The organism is Pseudomonas sp. Xaverov 83 (genome assembly GCF_019352905.1).
In the GTDB taxonomy this organism is placed as follows: domain Bacteria; phylum Pseudomonadota; class Gammaproteobacteria; order Pseudomonadales; family Pseudomonadaceae; genus Aquipseudomonas; species Aquipseudomonas yamanorum.
Map to the genome: position 1 here is coordinate 1 of NZ_JAAAFU010000048.1, position 14,343 is coordinate 14,343.

11 protein-coding genes are annotated in these 14,343 nt (G+C 59.5%); 3 read left to right on the forward strand and 8 right to left on the reverse strand.

Features of this window, described 5'->3' with window-relative positions:
• Positions 1-115 precede the first annotated feature (115 nt).
• The 3 genes from K0H47_RS15255 to K0H47_RS15265 are packed head-to-tail and all read right to left on the reverse strand — an operon-like array spanning position 116 to position 2,574.
• Positions 116-667: a GNAT family N-acetyltransferase gene (locus K0H47_RS15255; RefSeq protein ID WP_093209334.1), complete on the reverse strand. Its 552-nt coding sequence runs from the start codon at positions 665-667 to the stop codon at positions 116-118.
• Positions 668-671: 4 nt separating this feature from the next.
• Positions 672-1,133, reverse strand: a complete 462-nt coding sequence (locus K0H47_RS15260) for an LEA type 2 family protein (RefSeq protein ID WP_063029533.1) — start codon at positions 1,131-1,133, stop codon at positions 672-674.
• A gap of 13 nt (positions 1,134-1,146) precedes the next feature.
• On the reverse strand, positions 1,147-2,574 hold the full coding sequence (locus K0H47_RS15265; protein WP_177027433.1) for a nucleobase:cation symporter-2 family protein: 1,428 nt from the start codon (positions 2,572-2,574) through the stop codon (positions 1,147-1,149).
• Positions 2,575-2,809: 235 nt separating this feature from the next.
• Here K0H47_RS15265 and K0H47_RS15270 point away from each other — a divergent pair, with 235 nt between their 5' ends.
• The gene (locus K0H47_RS15270) at positions 2,810-4,435 is read left to right on the forward strand and encodes a methyl-accepting chemotaxis protein (RefSeq protein ID WP_093209349.1); all 1,626 of its coding nucleotides are present in this window, start codon (positions 2,810-2,812) and stop codon (positions 4,433-4,435) included.
• A gap of 110 nt (positions 4,436-4,545) precedes the next feature.
• Here K0H47_RS15270 and K0H47_RS15275 read toward each other — a convergent pair whose 3' ends face one another.
• The 5 genes from K0H47_RS15275 to K0H47_RS15295 form a co-directional block, all read right to left on the reverse strand.
• Positions 4,546-5,523: an NAD(P)-dependent oxidoreductase gene (locus tag K0H47_RS15275; protein ID WP_177072172.1), complete on the reverse strand. Its 978-nt coding sequence runs from the start codon at positions 5,521-5,523 to the stop codon at positions 4,546-4,548.
• Positions 5,523-6,818 (reverse strand): MFS transporter, encoded by a 1,296-nt coding sequence (locus tag K0H47_RS15280; protein ID WP_063029537.1) that lies wholly within the window; start codon positions 6,816-6,818, stop codon positions 5,523-5,525. The genes K0H47_RS15275 and K0H47_RS15280 overlap by 1 nt, the downstream gene beginning before the upstream one ends.
• A gap of 55 nt (positions 6,819-6,873) precedes the next feature.
• A complete protein-coding gene (locus tag K0H47_RS15285) occupies positions 6,874-7,818 on the reverse strand; it encodes a sugar kinase (protein WP_219273119.1) in 945 nt (314 codons plus the stop codon).
• Positions 7,811-8,593, reverse strand: coding sequence for a sugar phosphate isomerase/epimerase (locus K0H47_RS15290; RefSeq protein WP_201140251.1), 783 nt, complete (start codon positions 8,591-8,593; stop codon positions 7,811-7,813). Before K0H47_RS15290 ends, K0H47_RS15285 begins: the two co-directional genes overlap by 8 nt.
• Positions 8,594-8,738: 145 nt before the next feature.
• Positions 8,739-9,752, reverse strand: coding sequence for a LacI family DNA-binding transcriptional regulator (locus K0H47_RS15295; RefSeq protein WP_063029540.1), 1,014 nt, complete (start codon positions 9,750-9,752; stop codon positions 8,739-8,741).
• Positions 9,753-9,990: 238 nt separating this feature from the next.
• Here K0H47_RS15295 and K0H47_RS15300 point away from each other — a divergent pair, with 238 nt between their 5' ends.
• Together K0H47_RS15300 and K0H47_RS15305 are read left to right on the forward strand one after the other, a co-directional pair.
• Positions 9,991-11,940, forward strand: coding sequence for a hypothetical protein (locus tag K0H47_RS15300; RefSeq protein WP_063029542.1), 1,950 nt, complete (start codon positions 9,991-9,993; stop codon positions 11,938-11,940).
• A 166-nt stretch (positions 11,941-12,106) separates the two neighbouring features.
• Positions 12,107-14,101: a hypothetical protein gene (locus K0H47_RS15305; RefSeq protein ID WP_219273121.1), complete on the forward strand. Its 1,995-nt coding sequence runs from the start codon at positions 12,107-12,109 to the stop codon at positions 14,099-14,101.
• The last annotated feature ends 242 nt before the right edge of the window (positions 14,102-14,343 follow it).

Genomic DNA, 14,343 nt, shown 5'->3' on the forward strand with positions numbered 1-14,343 from the left:
AGTGGTGGGGCAAGAGCGTTTTGCTTACTTTTGCGCTGTTCAAAAGTGAGCCGCTGTAAGAGCGGAACCCTAGGCGGCCGTTACCTAAATAACGGATATACACCCAAAACCCACTTCAGCCCCGCCGCCCCTCCAGCCACTCCTCCCGGGTAATCTCCCAGATATCCTTGGGCAAACTCCCAGCGACAAACTGCCCCTCATCCGTCCTGACCAACCGCATCCCCGTCCGCTCGGAAATCCTGCGAGACGCCACGTTCGGCGCCGCCTTGGGCACGCGCATCACGGGCCGCTCCAGCACCTCAAACCAATACTCAGTCACCGCCGCACTGGCCTCGGCCATCAACCCCTGGCCCTGCCACTGCGGCGCCAGCCAAAAGCCCCGGTTGTTATCCACCTCATCCATCAGGCTGACATTACCAATCAACACCTCCGGCGCGCTCTTCAGGCGGATCGACCAATGCCATTCCTCCCCCCGCGCCATGGCCGGCAACGCGACATGCTCCAGATAGCTGCGCGCACCATCCGCCGGGTACGGCCAAGGCACCTGAGCATTCAGATAACGCACCACTTCCCAGTGCGCAAACTCCTGCTGGACACCCTCGGCATCCTCCAGCGTCAGCGGCCTGAGGATCAGGCGTTCGGTATACAGCGTAGGTTGCACATCCATGTCGTTACCAAGTGGCAGTGTTGGGAAAGTCCAGGGTCCCGCGATCCACAAAGCGCATGGTGCCGAACAGGCCACCCGCGAGTTTCCCGCGCAACACGTAGGGCAGGTTATTCAAACTCTGGGTCTGGCTCAAGCCAAGGGTCTGGCGCAACACGGAAAACGCCGAAACACTTACCGGCACCGTCAGCACCGTCTCCGAAAAACGTGGGATCGAACCCCCTTGGTCACTCACCCCGGACGCCAGCGGCCGGCCATTGACCTCCAGATCCAGGGCCACGCCGCTGTAGTCGATCGCGGTTTCATTCGGGTTCTGCACCCGCAGCTTCACCGCGAAACGCACTTCCAGGTCCTGGCTTTGCAGCGGCTCGATGCCCACCACGTTGATGTTCACCGGGTCGCGGTTGGGGAACAGCGCGCACGCGCTCAGGGTGAGTAGCAGCAGTGACAAAACCATGAGCTTGCGCATAAAACGGGTTCTCCTATTGCGTGACGTCCGGGTCCTGCATCACTTTGAGGGTGGAGGCTTCCGGATCAAATTCATCTTCTTCCAGTTCTATGAACTCCTCAGGCAGGAAGATGTTCAGCACGATAGCGCAGAACGCACCCACGGTGATCGGCGACTCGAAGATGTTGTGCAGGGTCTTGGGCAGCTCGCGCAGTACTTCCGGGACTGCCGCCACACCCAGGCCCATCCCCAGGGAGATTGCCACGATCAGCACGTTGCGCCGGTGCAGGCCGGCTTCGGCGAGGATCTTGATCCCGGCCACGGCCACGGTGCCGAACATGATCAGGGTGGCGCCGCCCAGCACCGGCTTGGGCATCAGTTGCAACACCGCGCCGATCATCGGGAACAGGCCCAACAGCACCAGCAGCCCGGCAATGAAGTACGCCACGTAACGGCTGGCCACGCCGGTCAACTGGATCACGCCGTTGTTCTGGGCGAAGGTCACCATGGGCAGGCTGTTGAAGGTGGCCGCCATCACCGAGTTGAGGCCGTCGGCCAGCAGGCCGGATTTGATGCGCTTGATGTACAGCGGGCCCTTGACCGGCTGTTGGGAAATCATCGAGTTGGCCGTCAGGTCACCGGCGGCTTCCAGCGGGGAAATCAGGAAGATCACCGCCACCGGGATAAACGCTACCCAGTCGAACGAGAAACCGTATTTGAACGGCACCGGCACGCTGATCAGCGGCAGTTGGGGCAGGGCGGCCAGGTCGACGCGGCCCATCCACCAGGCCACTACAAAACCCAGGGTCAGGCCGATCACGATCGAACCCAGGCGCAGGAACGGGTTATTGAAGCGGTTGAGCACTACGATGGTCAGCAACACCAGGGCTGCCAGGCCCATGTTGCCGGCGGCGCCCAGGTCGCTGGCGCCATAGCCGCCGGCCATGTCGGTGACCGCCACCTTGATCAGCGACAAACCCATCAAGGTGATGATGGTGCCGGTGACCACCGGGGTAATCAGCTTGCGCAGCTTGCCGATGAACTGGCTGAGCACCACTTCGATAAACGCCGCGAAGAAGCAGATGCCGAAGATCGTCGACAGGATCTCATCGGTGCCGCCGCCCCGGGCCTTGACCATGAAACCGGCGCTCAGGATCACGCTGATAAACGAAAAACTGGTGCCTTGCAGGCACAGCAGGCCCGAACCCACCGGGCCGAACTTGCGGGCTTGCACAAAGGTGCCGAGGCCCGACACAAACAGCGCCATGCTCACCAGGTACGGCACTTCGCTTTCCAGGCCCAGCACGCCGCCGACGATCAACGTCGGAGTGATGATGCCGACAAAGCTGGCCAGCACATGCTGCAGGGCGGCGAATATCGCCGCGCTGAAGTGGGGGCGGTCGTCGAGGCCGTAGATCAGGTCGGATTTATAACGGGGGCGAGGGGTTTGATTGTCAGACAAAATACGGGCCCGGGTAGGAAAAAGGAGGCGCAGGATGCCAGAAAGTGCCAGTTGTCAGAAGTGTGAAAAAATATTTCGAAACATCCCCCATTAAATCCTCAAGTCGGCCGATACCGTTTATAGGCCCACATACCTATTACAACAGTGGCGCCAGCCGGTCAGAGCGGCGCGTTGACGCCCACTGACCGTGTCGCGGCAGGGATGCTCGCAGCCACTACTTCTAAGAGCGCCCCCTATGTCCCTTCGTAACCTGAATATCGCACCTCGAGCTTTTCTCGGTTTTGCCTTCATTGCGTTACTCGTCGTTGTCCTGGGAGTGTTTGCGGTCAACCGGATGGCCGTGATTCACCAGGCCACCACGGAGATGGAAACCAATGAGCTGCCCAGCGTCGGTTTCCTGGGGGTGATGACGGAAAACGTCCTGCGTTTGCGCATCCTGTCTTTCCGTGTACTGGTCAACCGTGACCCCGCCGGCTTGCAAGAGGCCCAGACACGCATGGGCGTGTTGACCGACAAGGTGCGCCAGGCCCAGACAGCTTATGCGGCGTTGCCGGCCGAAGGCGAAGAGGCGGCACTTTATAAACAGTTTGCCAGCACCCTGGACGCCTACCTGGTGGCCCAACAGGAAATGATCGAGCTGTCGCGCCAGAACAAGACCGATGACATGCTCAAACTGATCAACTCGCGGATCAAGGACGGTACCGACTTGATGGGCGAACAGTTGAACAAGCTGATTGCCATCAACAGTGCAGGCGCGAAGGTCGCTTCGCTTGAAGCGGGCGACAGTTACCAGAACGCAATCACCGGCATCATCGCGGTGGCTGTGGTCGCTGCACTGATGACTGTGCTGCTGGCCTGGCTGCTGACCCGCAGCATCGTTACCCCGTTGCAAAAAGCCGTTGAAGCTGCCGAAACCATCGCCGGTGGCAACCTGACCAAACTCATTGAAGTCGACGGAAAGGACGAACCAGCTCGCCTGCTCGGCGCCTTGGCCGCGATGCAGAACAACCTGCGCCAGACCATCCAGCACATCGCCGGCTCGGCCACGCAGTTGGCTTCAGCCGCTGAAGAACTCAGCGCCGTCACCGAAGAAGCCTCCAAAGGCTTGCAACAGCAAAACAACGAAATCGATCAGGCCGCCACCGCGGTCAACGAAATGACCGCCGCCGTGGAAGAAGTGGCGCGCAACGCGGTGTCCACCTCCGAGGCTTCCAGTCAATCCAACCAGGCTGCGCGGGAAGGGCGCGACCGGGTGGTGGAAACAGTGGGTGCGATCCAGACGATGACCCAGGACGTGCAAAACACCTCGGTGCTGATCGAGGGCCTGGCTACTCAAGGCCGGGACATTGGCAAGGTACTGGACGTGATTCGCGCGATTGCCGAGCAGACCAACCTGTTGGCCCTCAACGCGGCGATTGAAGCGGCACGTGCCGGTGAAGCCGGGCGTGGTTTTGCGGTGGTGGCGGATGAAGTGCGGGCCCTGGCCCATCGCACGGCACAATCGACCCAGGAAATCGAAAAAATGGTCGCTGGCATTCAGAGTGGTACGGGTGAAGCCGTGCAATCCATGCAGCAGAGCAACCAGCGCACCCAAAGCACCCTGGAAATGGCACGGGCTGCCGGTGTGGCTTTGGAGCAGATTACCCAGTCCATCAGCCTGATCAACGAGCGCAACCTGGTGATCGCCAGTGCGTCGGAAGAACAGGCCCAGGTGTCTCGCGAAGTGGACCGCAACCTGGTGAACATCCGCGACCTGGCGACCCAGTCGGCGGCGGGTGCCAACCAGACTTCAGCTGCCAGCCATGAGCTGTCGCGACTGGCGGTGGATTTGAACGGGATGGTGGCCAGGTTCGTCATCTGATCTGAAATGCGATCAAAAATGTGAGAGCTGGCTTGCCTGCGATGCGGACGCCTCGGTACATCAGGTACACCGGGGTGATGCTATCGCAGGCAAGCCAGCTCCCACAGTAATCAGTGTTTCCAGGCCGCCGGATTCACCAGATTCTTCGGCTTCTCACCCGCCAGCGCCGCCAGCAGATTGTCCACCGCGCACTTGGCCATCGCCTCCCGTGTCTCATGAGTCGCTGAACCGATGTGCGGCGTCGCCACCACATTGCTCAAGCGCAACAACGGCGAATCATGCTGCAGCGGCTCGCGCACAAACACGTCCAGTCCCGCCGCGCGAATAGTGCGCTGTTGCAACGCCTCGATCAGCGCCGGCTCGTCCACCACCTTGCCTCGGGAGATGTTGATAAAGATCGTCTCCGGGCCCATCAGCGCGAACTCTTCAGCGCCAATCAAACCTTCGGTTTCAGCCGTCAGCGGCAAGGTCAGGCACACAAAGTCGGCTTCCCGGAGCAGGTCCGGCAGGCTGCGGTATTGCGCGTCAAAACGTTGCTCCACTGCAGGTTTTGGCGAGTGACTGTGGTAGATCACCGGCATGCCAAACCCGAAGTGCCCACGCTGGGCCAAGGCTTCGCCAATACGCCCCATGCCGATAATGCCCAGGGTCTTGCCGTGCACGTCGCTGCCAAAATGCAGTGGGCCGATGTTCTGGTTCCAGTTGCCGGCGCGCACCATATTGGCCAGTTCCACCACGCGCCGGGCAGTGGCGAGGATCAGCGCGAAGCCGGTATCAGCGGTGGTTTCCGTCAGTACGTCGGGGGTGTTGCTGAGCAGGATGCCGCGCCCGGTCAGGTAGTCGATGTCGTAGTTGTCGACGCCGACGGACACGCTGGCCACGGCCTCAAGCTTCGGTGCCAGATCCAGCAGTTTCGCATCCAGGCGCAGGCTGGCACCGAGCAACCCTTGGGCCGTAGGCAAGGCCTCACGCAGTTTGGCCAGGCCGCTTTCATCCAGCGCCTCGATCAGCGTGACCTCGGCCTGTTCATGCAGGCGGGCCATCAGCGGCGCAGAGAGTTTCTTGTAGAGCACGACAGACTTTTTCATCAGGTCTTTACCTTCAATTCAAGAGAATGCAGCGGGGCGCGCTCGCGGTCACTGGCGCCTGGCTTGAGAAAGATCGTCAACACCACCGACACCAGCAGCGCACCGCTCATCAACAGGTACGAGGCCCCGGGCGATCCGGTGCTGCTGTTGAGGTAGCCCACCAGATACGAACCGCCGAACGATCCGAGGGCGCCCATGCTGTTGATCAGCGCCATGGCGCCGCCGGCGACGTTGGCCGGAAGGATCTCGGGGACGATTGCGAAAAACGGCCCGTACGGCGCATACATGCACGCCCCGGCGATTACCAGCAGGGTGTATGACCACCAGAAGTGTTCGGCGCCCAGCACGTAGGACGCATAAAACGCGATGGAAGCGATCAACAGCGGCGGCCACACAAAGCGTTTGCGCTTTTGCAGTTTGTCCGAGCCCCAGGACACCACCAGCATGCCGATCACCGCCGCCAGATATGGCAGCGCAGACAGCCAGCCGGCCTCGACCATGTCCATTTTCAAACCGGCCTTGAGGATCGACGGCAGCCACAGCACGAAGCCATACACGCCAATGCTCCAGCAGAAAAACTGCAGCGCGAGGATGATCACCTTGGGCGAGCGAAAGGCTTCGGCGTAGTTCTTCACCGCCTTGATACCCACCTGTTCTTCGGCGAGGGCGGTTTCCAGGTCTTTTTTATGCTGGGCGCTCAGCCATTTGGCATCGGCCGGTTTTTCATCCGCCAACTTCCACCAGATAAACGCCCAGATCACCGCCGGCAAGCCTTCGATGATAAACATCCAGCGCCAGCTGAAATGCTGCACCAGATAGCCCGAGACCACCGACATCCACATCATGGTCACCGGGTTGCCGAGGATCAGGAAGGTGTTGGCCCGGGAGCGTTCCGCGCGGGTGAACCAGTGGCACAGGTACACCAGCATCGCCGGCATCACGGCGGCTTCCACCACCCCGAGCATGAAGCGGATCACGATCAGCATGTAGGCGTTGGACACCATGCCGGTCAGGGTGGCCAGGCCGCCCCAGAGGATCAGGCTGACGAAAATCAGCTTCTTGACGCTGCGCTTCTGCGCGTAGATCGCCCCCGGCACCTGGAAGAAAAAGTAGCCGAGGAAGAACAGCGCGCCGAGCAGCGACGACATGCCCGGGGTGATCATCAGGTCTTCGGCCATCCCGGAGGCGGCGGCGAAGCCGTAGTTGGCGCGATCCAGGTACGCCAGGCTGTAGGTGATAAACACGATGGGCATGATGTACCACCAACGGCGGGTGGCGAGTTTCAACGGTTCCATAAGGTTGCTCCTGAGCTTGTTGTAGTTGTGGCAACAGGTAACTGGGTGATGCGGACTAACCGGCTTTCTGGGTGTGGGGCAGATCGGTCCTGAACGGCAAGCCTTCCATGTCGCCACGGCTCTGTACCGCGCGGCTACCGATCCAGTTACCGCGCTGCACGGCCTCGGCAAAGCTGAGGTTTTCCAACAACGCGCTGATCATGCCTACCGCAAAACCATCGCCGGCGCCGACCGTATCGACCACCTTGGCCACGGGTACGGCGGCGACGAAACCCTGGTCCAGTTGTGTGCGGTAATACGCGCCGTGGGGGCCGAGCTTGATGGCCACGGCTTCCACGCCTTGGTCGAGGTAGAACGCGGCGATGTCGGCCGGGTCTTCAAAACCGGTGAGCAAACGGCCTTCGCTCAATCCCGGCAACACCCAATCCGCCAGGCAGGCGAGGGCGTTGATTTCGCTGATCATGCGTTGCTCGTTTGCCCACAGGGACGGACGCAGGTTCGGGTCGAAGGACACGCTGCGGCCAGCCTCGCGCATTTGCGTCATCAACTGGCGCGACAGCTCGCGAGTGGCGTCCGACAGTGCCGGCGGGATGCCCGTGGCGTGCAGGTGGCGGGCTTGCAACAGCTCGGGCTTGATCGCCTCGACAGACAGGTAACTGGCGGCTGAGCCACGGCGGAAGTACTCCACCTGCGAATCGTCGCCGGCCTCTTCGCGGGACTTGAGTTGAAAACCCGTGGGGTGCAGCGGGTCGACCGCCACATGCCCGCAGTCCAGGCCCTCGTTCTGCAAGGTGTCCACCACAAAACGCCCGAGGGAATCGGCGCCCACCCGGCTCAGCCACGCCACGTTGAAACCCAGGCGCGACAGGCCGATGGCGACGTTGCTGTCGGCGCCAGCAATGCGTTTGTGAAACTGCGCGACCTGGGCCAGGTCGCCGGTCTGTTCGGCGACAAACATCGCCATGGTTTCGCCAAACGACAGGATATCGATCTCAGACATGGGCATTCTCCACGCGGGGCTGGCCAAGGACGGCGAGGGCGGCGACCTGCTGCGCGGTGATCTGCACCAGATCATCACCTTGCAGCGGAAATTCCACGGCCCGGGTAATACCTTGAGTCATATGCTTGAGCAGTTGTTCCCACAGATGCAGGTCGGCGGCGCCCGGCGGCAGGGCCACCAGCTTGCCGTCGGCGCGGCGGGCCACGGCCTTGCAGTGCAGGTAATCCACGTGGCGGCCCAGCAGGCGTGCAGCGGTGGTCGCGGATTGGTCCTGCCACTGCCAGTTGCCGATATCGAAGGTCATTTTTACCGGCACGGCCAGGCGTTCGACTTCGTTGAAAAAACGCTGCATCGGCTCGATGCGCCCGCCGTGCAGGGTCTGGTCGTTCTCCACCAGCAGCTTGACCGGATGCCGATTGAGCAGGGCGCTCAAGCTGTCCAGGTCGTTGGTGTCGGTGAAATAGCCGAGGGAGACTTTCAGCCATCGGGCGCCAAACGCCTGGGCGCGGTCGAGGGTGGCGGCCAGTTCGGCGTTGGGTTGCGAGCGGCCGGCCACCCAGAGTTCCAGGGGCGAGGAGAACACGCATTCCAGGCCTTGATCGGCCGCGGCTTGCGCCAGTTCCAGCGGTTGTTCGGTGGTCAGCAGTTCTTCGCGCCATTCGATACGTTGCGCGCCAGCGGCGGCCAGCACCGAGACGAAACTCAGCTGGCCCTGCTGGCGGACCAGGTCGGCGCCATAGCTGGAAAGGCTGATGGAGACGGGGTATTTATGCATTGTTGTGGACCTCTGAAACCGGTTTCATTTTTATTCGCAAAATGTTGAATTGAACCAGCCGTAGCAGCTGTCGAGCCCGGGCGAGGCTGCGTTGGCGGTGTACCTGACACATCGCAAACGCAGCCTCGCCCGGGCTCGACAGCTGCTACGGGCGCCTGGTGGAGCCTCGAATGATCAGTTGCGGCAAGAAATCCAGGGTGCGCGTCGGCTCGGTATCGCCGCGCAAACGCTTGAGCAAACAGTCGAAGGCCTTGGCGCCGATGGCCTCGGTGGGCTGGGCGAGGGCGGTGATGCCGTTGCCCACCAGCGGGTACCAGTCGAGGTCATCCAGGGCGATCAGGCCCACGTCCGCAAACAGGTCGCAGCCTAGATTTTTCAATGCACGGGTACACGCCAGTGCCGCGATTCCGTTGGCGCAGAACAACGCCTTGGGGCCGGATTTGGCTAGAAACTTTCGCAGACGCTGTTCCAGTTTGCCGTCCAACTCCAGTACCGCGCCGGTCAACATCGGACGGCTGGCAATCTCTGCCTTGAAACTGTCCAGGCGTTCCAGCCGCGAGCTGGTGCCGTCGGTGGCTTCAGTCACCAACAGCAGCTCGCGATAGCCTTGCTGCTCAAGGTGCTCAACGGCCATGCGCACCGCCACCGGGTTATCCAGCCCCACCAGGTCGCTGTGCAGCGGCTCGACCTTGCGGTCCACCAGCACCAGGGGCATTTCCCGTTGCAGCTCCAGCAATTGGTCGAGGTGATGGCCGAGGGTGTTCACGATCAACCCTTCGATGTTGTAGGCACGCAGGGCGGCCAGGTGCTGGCGCTCCTGCTCGTCATCGCGGTCGGTGTTGCACACCACCAGGCTGTAGCCGTGCTGGCGGCAGGCAGTTTCCACGCCATGCATCACGGCAATCGAATAGGGGTTGCGGATGTCGGCCACCAGCATGCCGATCAGGCGGGTGCGCCCGCGTTTCAGGCCGCGGGCCATCTGGTTGGGGCGGTAGCCGAGGTCATCGATGGCCTGCTCGATGCGCAGGGCGATGGCGTCGGAGAGCAGGGCGCGGTCGTCGCCGATAAAGCGCGAAACGCTGGCCTTGGACACACCGGCACGTTCGGCTACGTCAAGCATGGTCACGCGGCTGCGTTGGGCGGCGGAAAAAGAGGTCACGGTGCAGGGCCTTTCTTATTGGAGTTGGAGGTCATCAAGCACCGGCAAGGATGTCTGAAACCGGTTTCAGGAAACACCAACTCAGAAGATCCGTCAAGCCAATGCGGCGCCGACACAGGTGTCGAAACCGACGAGCGGCCATGCCTACCTGTTAGTTTTGACAGTACCCAAGCGTGGTATTTGGGTGCTTAATCCTTGCCAAGGGCATCTCCCAGTGCATCGTCGGCAGGACATTTATATGAACACTTCCAACGCTCGTCGCAGACGTGTCTCTAGAAGCAATATTTTGTCATTTTCCGAGATCAAGGTGCCTATCCTTGATGATGCCGTACCCCCCATCCTCGAGGGGTATATCCCACGCGAGTACCTTGATTCCGATATGGAGGTGGTCATCGAGGAGCTTTGGCCAGAGTCCGCGCCTGCTGGGAGTTTCGACATCCTGGTCGTTCATTGGCGGCGTAGTGGTAGTGAGGGGGAGCCGCTCTTGCGCCGGCGGTTCAATGGCCCGATTGATCCAGATCTTTTTCCACTGCGTATTCCAGTCGAGCGACGGTATCTGGAGAACGACGGCACCGTGTTGCTGAGCTATGAGGTGCTTGAACAGGGCAACTTGCCCACCCCCTCACCAACGCGCGTGTTAGTGCTGGACCGTACGCCCCCCAACAATAATATCTCCCCCCAGGGGCCTGAATTTCCCGTGAGTCTCATCGATGAGGATTATCTGGCTGAGAACCCGACTGTGAACATGCGGGTACCCTTTTACACCGGCCGTCGCGCGTGGGACCGGGTTGAGTATTACCTATCGAATGTGACACCACCACACGACCGGAATACGCCTGATGGTTTTTTTGACTTTCCTACTGAAACTGAACCGTTGGTTTTTCCCGTCCCTGGGGATTTGTTTCGCCTTTATCCAAACGGTCTTCAATACATGCATATCGTGTTGCGCGATCGTTCCGGTAACGCGGGGCCGCGATCAAACCAGATAACGGTCGTTGTGAACCTGGACGCGTCGCCCTCCGACCTCCAGCCACTGGTCATTCCGGCGATGGTTAACGGCTTGATTGATCGCCAGGATGCGCGCCTTGGGGTTGTGGGGAAGGTGCTGTACGACAATTGGCAGGAGGATGACCATGTCACGGTGACATGGGGTTCTACAACGTTATCGCCACAGCGGGTCACAGAGTTGCCCTTTGATGTCCGAATTCCTTGGGAAACGTTGATTGCCCAGGGGGCGGGGCCAGCTTCCGGGGTTGCCACGTACACCATTACTCGCGCCGGTGGAACGCTCCCCACCCTTCCCAGCCCACCGACGATGATCAAATGGAACTTCACGGTGGCGGGGCAAGACCACAGCGGTGCACCGCAACTGCTGAATCTCGATCTGCCTGCCGTGATGGTCTGGGGCGAGGGTTCCACGACAGAGAACCATATTGATATACGTGATCAGGATCAGCGTATTTACGCCAGTGTTCCGTTGTACCACCGGCCTCGGGATGGCGAAGAGTTGACGTTGTATTGGGGAAACTTTCCCATTAACACTGTGCCGGTTGCACACTATACGGTGGATGTAAGTAAGGGGGATGAGGAAGGCAGTATTGTCGAGTTCAGTGATATTCCGTGGAGTGTGATTATGGGGGCAGGCAATGACGACAGAATGCCTGTTTATTACACGACCTCTAATGGCGTTAATGAACAATTGGCCAACTTCACCAGCGTGACAGTGGCCGTGGTTCCTATATTGAGTCTTACACAAGTTCGGTTCCCCAGTGCAACTCCAGACGTGTGGGTAAATTGTCAGACTGTACCCCCCATGTGGGACCATATCCCCGTGGAAATTGCGGCAAATACACAGTTCAGGGAGGGCGATGCGGTCACGTTGAGTTGGCAGGGTTATGAGGGATTTTTTACCGGCCCCATTGAGGGGACCGAAGACTCTTTGCTGCATTTCCTTTCGGCGGAGGAAGTGGAGAACGGCTATGTATTTAAGCAAGATAACTATGAAGAAAAGATAAAACCCATACGGTCGGACAATCCGGCAAGCGTGGGGAGTTCGGCACTGGTGTCTTACGAAGTGCTCCGTGGCACCAGGATCATAGGCCGGGCACGAGAGCGGCAAGTCAAGATTGATCAGCGCTATTCCAGTGGGCGTTATTGCGGTCCTGACGAAGACGGGGAGCAGGACTAGCCTGGCGAGCTTGTGAGTCAGCCCAGTCATAAAGTTGAGCTTCGATAGTGGTCTCAAGTGTTTTAGAGGCGGGGCCAACTATTCGGTTCAAGGCGAGCGATTTCTCGTTTCGTCTGTGACATTGAAGTGGTAACCGGCGTTAATAATTCGCTTATGGAGAACGTAGATGACTATCTTTAATAAAAAGCAACAGGCCGCGCTTGCCTCTCGAAAACTCAATCGAGAGTATGTCTCCAAGTATGGGGGCGGTATTTTTGAGTTTGAGGCGCCGACGTTCAGCTCGCTAAACGCAGACGGGCTGATCTCGGCAGCGGCTTCAAGAAGAAATCTTCCCGTTACGTTTGTAGCCCCGTCGCTTGAAGTACCTGCTATAGAAGCCCGGCTGGAATTGGTGATGCGTGATAGAGGTGTGACAAATTGGGGAGCACCTCTGTATACGCTTCGCTATTCGGGAGCCGGTGCAATCAATGTGGGCGACATTATTGAAAAGGATATTCCTGCCTCCCGCCTGAATGAGGGGCAGTATGAAATTGCCTATATCTTGTATGAAGGCAGTCTCCCTACGCAGTCAGACACCGCGCCATTGGCGGTGGATCTGACGGCACCCTATAAATTCAATGTCGACGACGATGAAGAGCACGATATCCATCCGTTTGCTCCTTTATTACCGACAGACCTGGGGCCGGAAATCGACGAACTCTATGTAGACGAGCATGATGAGGGATTGGTTTGCACCTACCCGAATTACGAGAACTATGGTCGAGCAGACGGTGACACGATCACCGTCTATTTCTCGGAGTATTCCTCATCGCAGCTTGCTACACCGATCGACACAGTGCCGGTGGAAGATAGCCTTGAGTTTGTTATTCCATGGGACCGGATCGAAGTGCTGGAAGCGGGCGCCTACTATTTGTTTTATATCCTGACAGACCTGGCCGGTAACAAAAGCAGGGAATCTGTTCCCCGCCCCGTCCGGCTGAACTTGGTGGGGGTTCCTGATCCTTTGCAGGCGAGGGTGCCGTTGGCGCTGTTGCCGGCTGACGGGCTGATTGATCTGGCGGATGCTCACGAGCCCGGTGGCGTGACGGTGGAAATTCTTCAGTACGCCAATGCGCGAGAGGAGCTGGATGTCATTGACCTCACCTGGGGCGGCGAAAGCGTGGGGCGCTTCAACGTCAGGGATTACACGCCGTTTCCTCTAAGGCTGCCGGTTGATACCGATATCATCTTCGACGTGTATGGTGCCGGCACCGGGGAGGAGGACACGGTTATCGATTACGTGGTTGATCGTAACGGCAACGAATACCCCGCGCCCACGCTAACCATCAAGGTGGATCTTTCCGGCCCCGGCCCCGACCCGACGCCAGACCCGGAAAACTCTCGGCTCAACCTGGTGACCGTGTACGGCAGTGACCCCGACGAGGAAAACCGTTTGCTGCCGGGCGATTTCGGTAACGACGCGACCGTCGAGATCGTGCTGTGGGAGGTTCCTCCGCCGGTACCCGGTATCACCATTACCGGTTATTGGGGCAGTTTTGCGCACCCCTTCGATCCAACCGAGCTGGATGGCGAAACCGGTGGAGACACCGTTACCCTCACCGTGCCTTGGTCAATCATCAAGGAGGTTGGCAATGGCACGATTCCGGTGTTCTATACCTTGAGCTGGGACGTCAATGACAACCTCCAGCGATCTCGTTCCCAGAATGTCGTGGTCGAGGCCAACGTAGTCGTCATGGAGAAGCCGACTTTCGTCAAGGCTGGTGCGAGTATGGCCTGTACGGACCTGAATCCGTTCAGCTTTTCCGCACGTGTCAGAGTGCCGGGCAATACCACCTACTTCCAGAATGGCGCTGTCGTCCGCCTGGAATGGCAGGTGTGCAGCGACGACGCCGGCACTATGCCATTGGGGGATCCTGTACCGTTCGACTCGGACCCGTTGACACCGGATATGGTTTCAAATGGTTTCTTCCTGACGATTGAGCCTTACACCACCGTCATCAGGCCTGCCGGGCGCAACTCAGTCACCATTCAATACTTTGCGACGGTGAATGGCGTTGAGGAGCCGTCTGAGAAGGGCTTTACAAGGACGCTGTTCGCAAACCGGGCTACGCCGCCGCTGTACTGCGAGGAACTGCCGGTTCTCGGGGAGGATGACGCGTAATACGTGTTGTCCAAAGGGCGCTTAGGCGCCCTTTGGTTTTCACCTGTCATGAGCTTCCTTGCGTCGTTGCGTTTCTCCATTCCCGCCATTGATACGCGGTTTTCCTTAGGGTGTTCAGATAATTCCTACATCTATCGTTAGCGCTCATCGGTAATTTTGCGGGCCGTAACTGGCCAGTTTCCACTGCATTCGAAACAGGCCGAATTTTTCTGTGATGGAACGCCTGTTCAACGAGTGAGTGA

Coding starts and splice junctions, on each gene's coding strand:
- K0H47_RS15255 (WP_093209334.1), bottom strand. CDS start 667: ATGGATGTGCAACCTACGCTGTATACCGAACGCCTGATCCTCAGGCCG.
- K0H47_RS15260 (WP_063029533.1), bottom strand. CDS start 1,133: ATGCGCAAGCTCATGGTTTTGTCACTGCTGCTACTCACCCTGAGCGCG.
- K0H47_RS15270 (WP_093209349.1), top strand. CDS start 2,810: ATGTCCCTTCGTAACCTGAATATCGCACCTCGAGCTTTTCTCGGTTTT.
- K0H47_RS15275 (WP_177072172.1), bottom strand. CDS start 5,523: ATGAAAAAGTCTGTCGTGCTCTACAAGAAACTCTCTGCGCCGCTGATG.
- K0H47_RS15280 (WP_063029537.1), bottom strand. CDS start 6,818: ATGGAACCGTTGAAACTCGCCACCCGCCGTTGGTGGTACATCATGCCC.
- K0H47_RS15285 (WP_219273119.1), bottom strand. CDS start 7,818: ATGTCTGAGATCGATATCCTGTCGTTTGGCGAAACCATGGCGATGTTT.
- K0H47_RS15290 (WP_201140251.1), bottom strand. CDS start 8,593: ATGCATAAATACCCCGTCTCCATCAGCCTTTCCAGCTATGGCGCCGAC.
- K0H47_RS15300 (WP_063029542.1), top strand. CDS start 9,991: ATGAACACTTCCAACGCTCGTCGCAGACGTGTCTCTAGAAGCAATATT.
- K0H47_RS15305 (WP_219273121.1), top strand. CDS start 12,107: ATGACTATCTTTAATAAAAAGCAACAGGCCGCGCTTGCCTCTCGAAAA.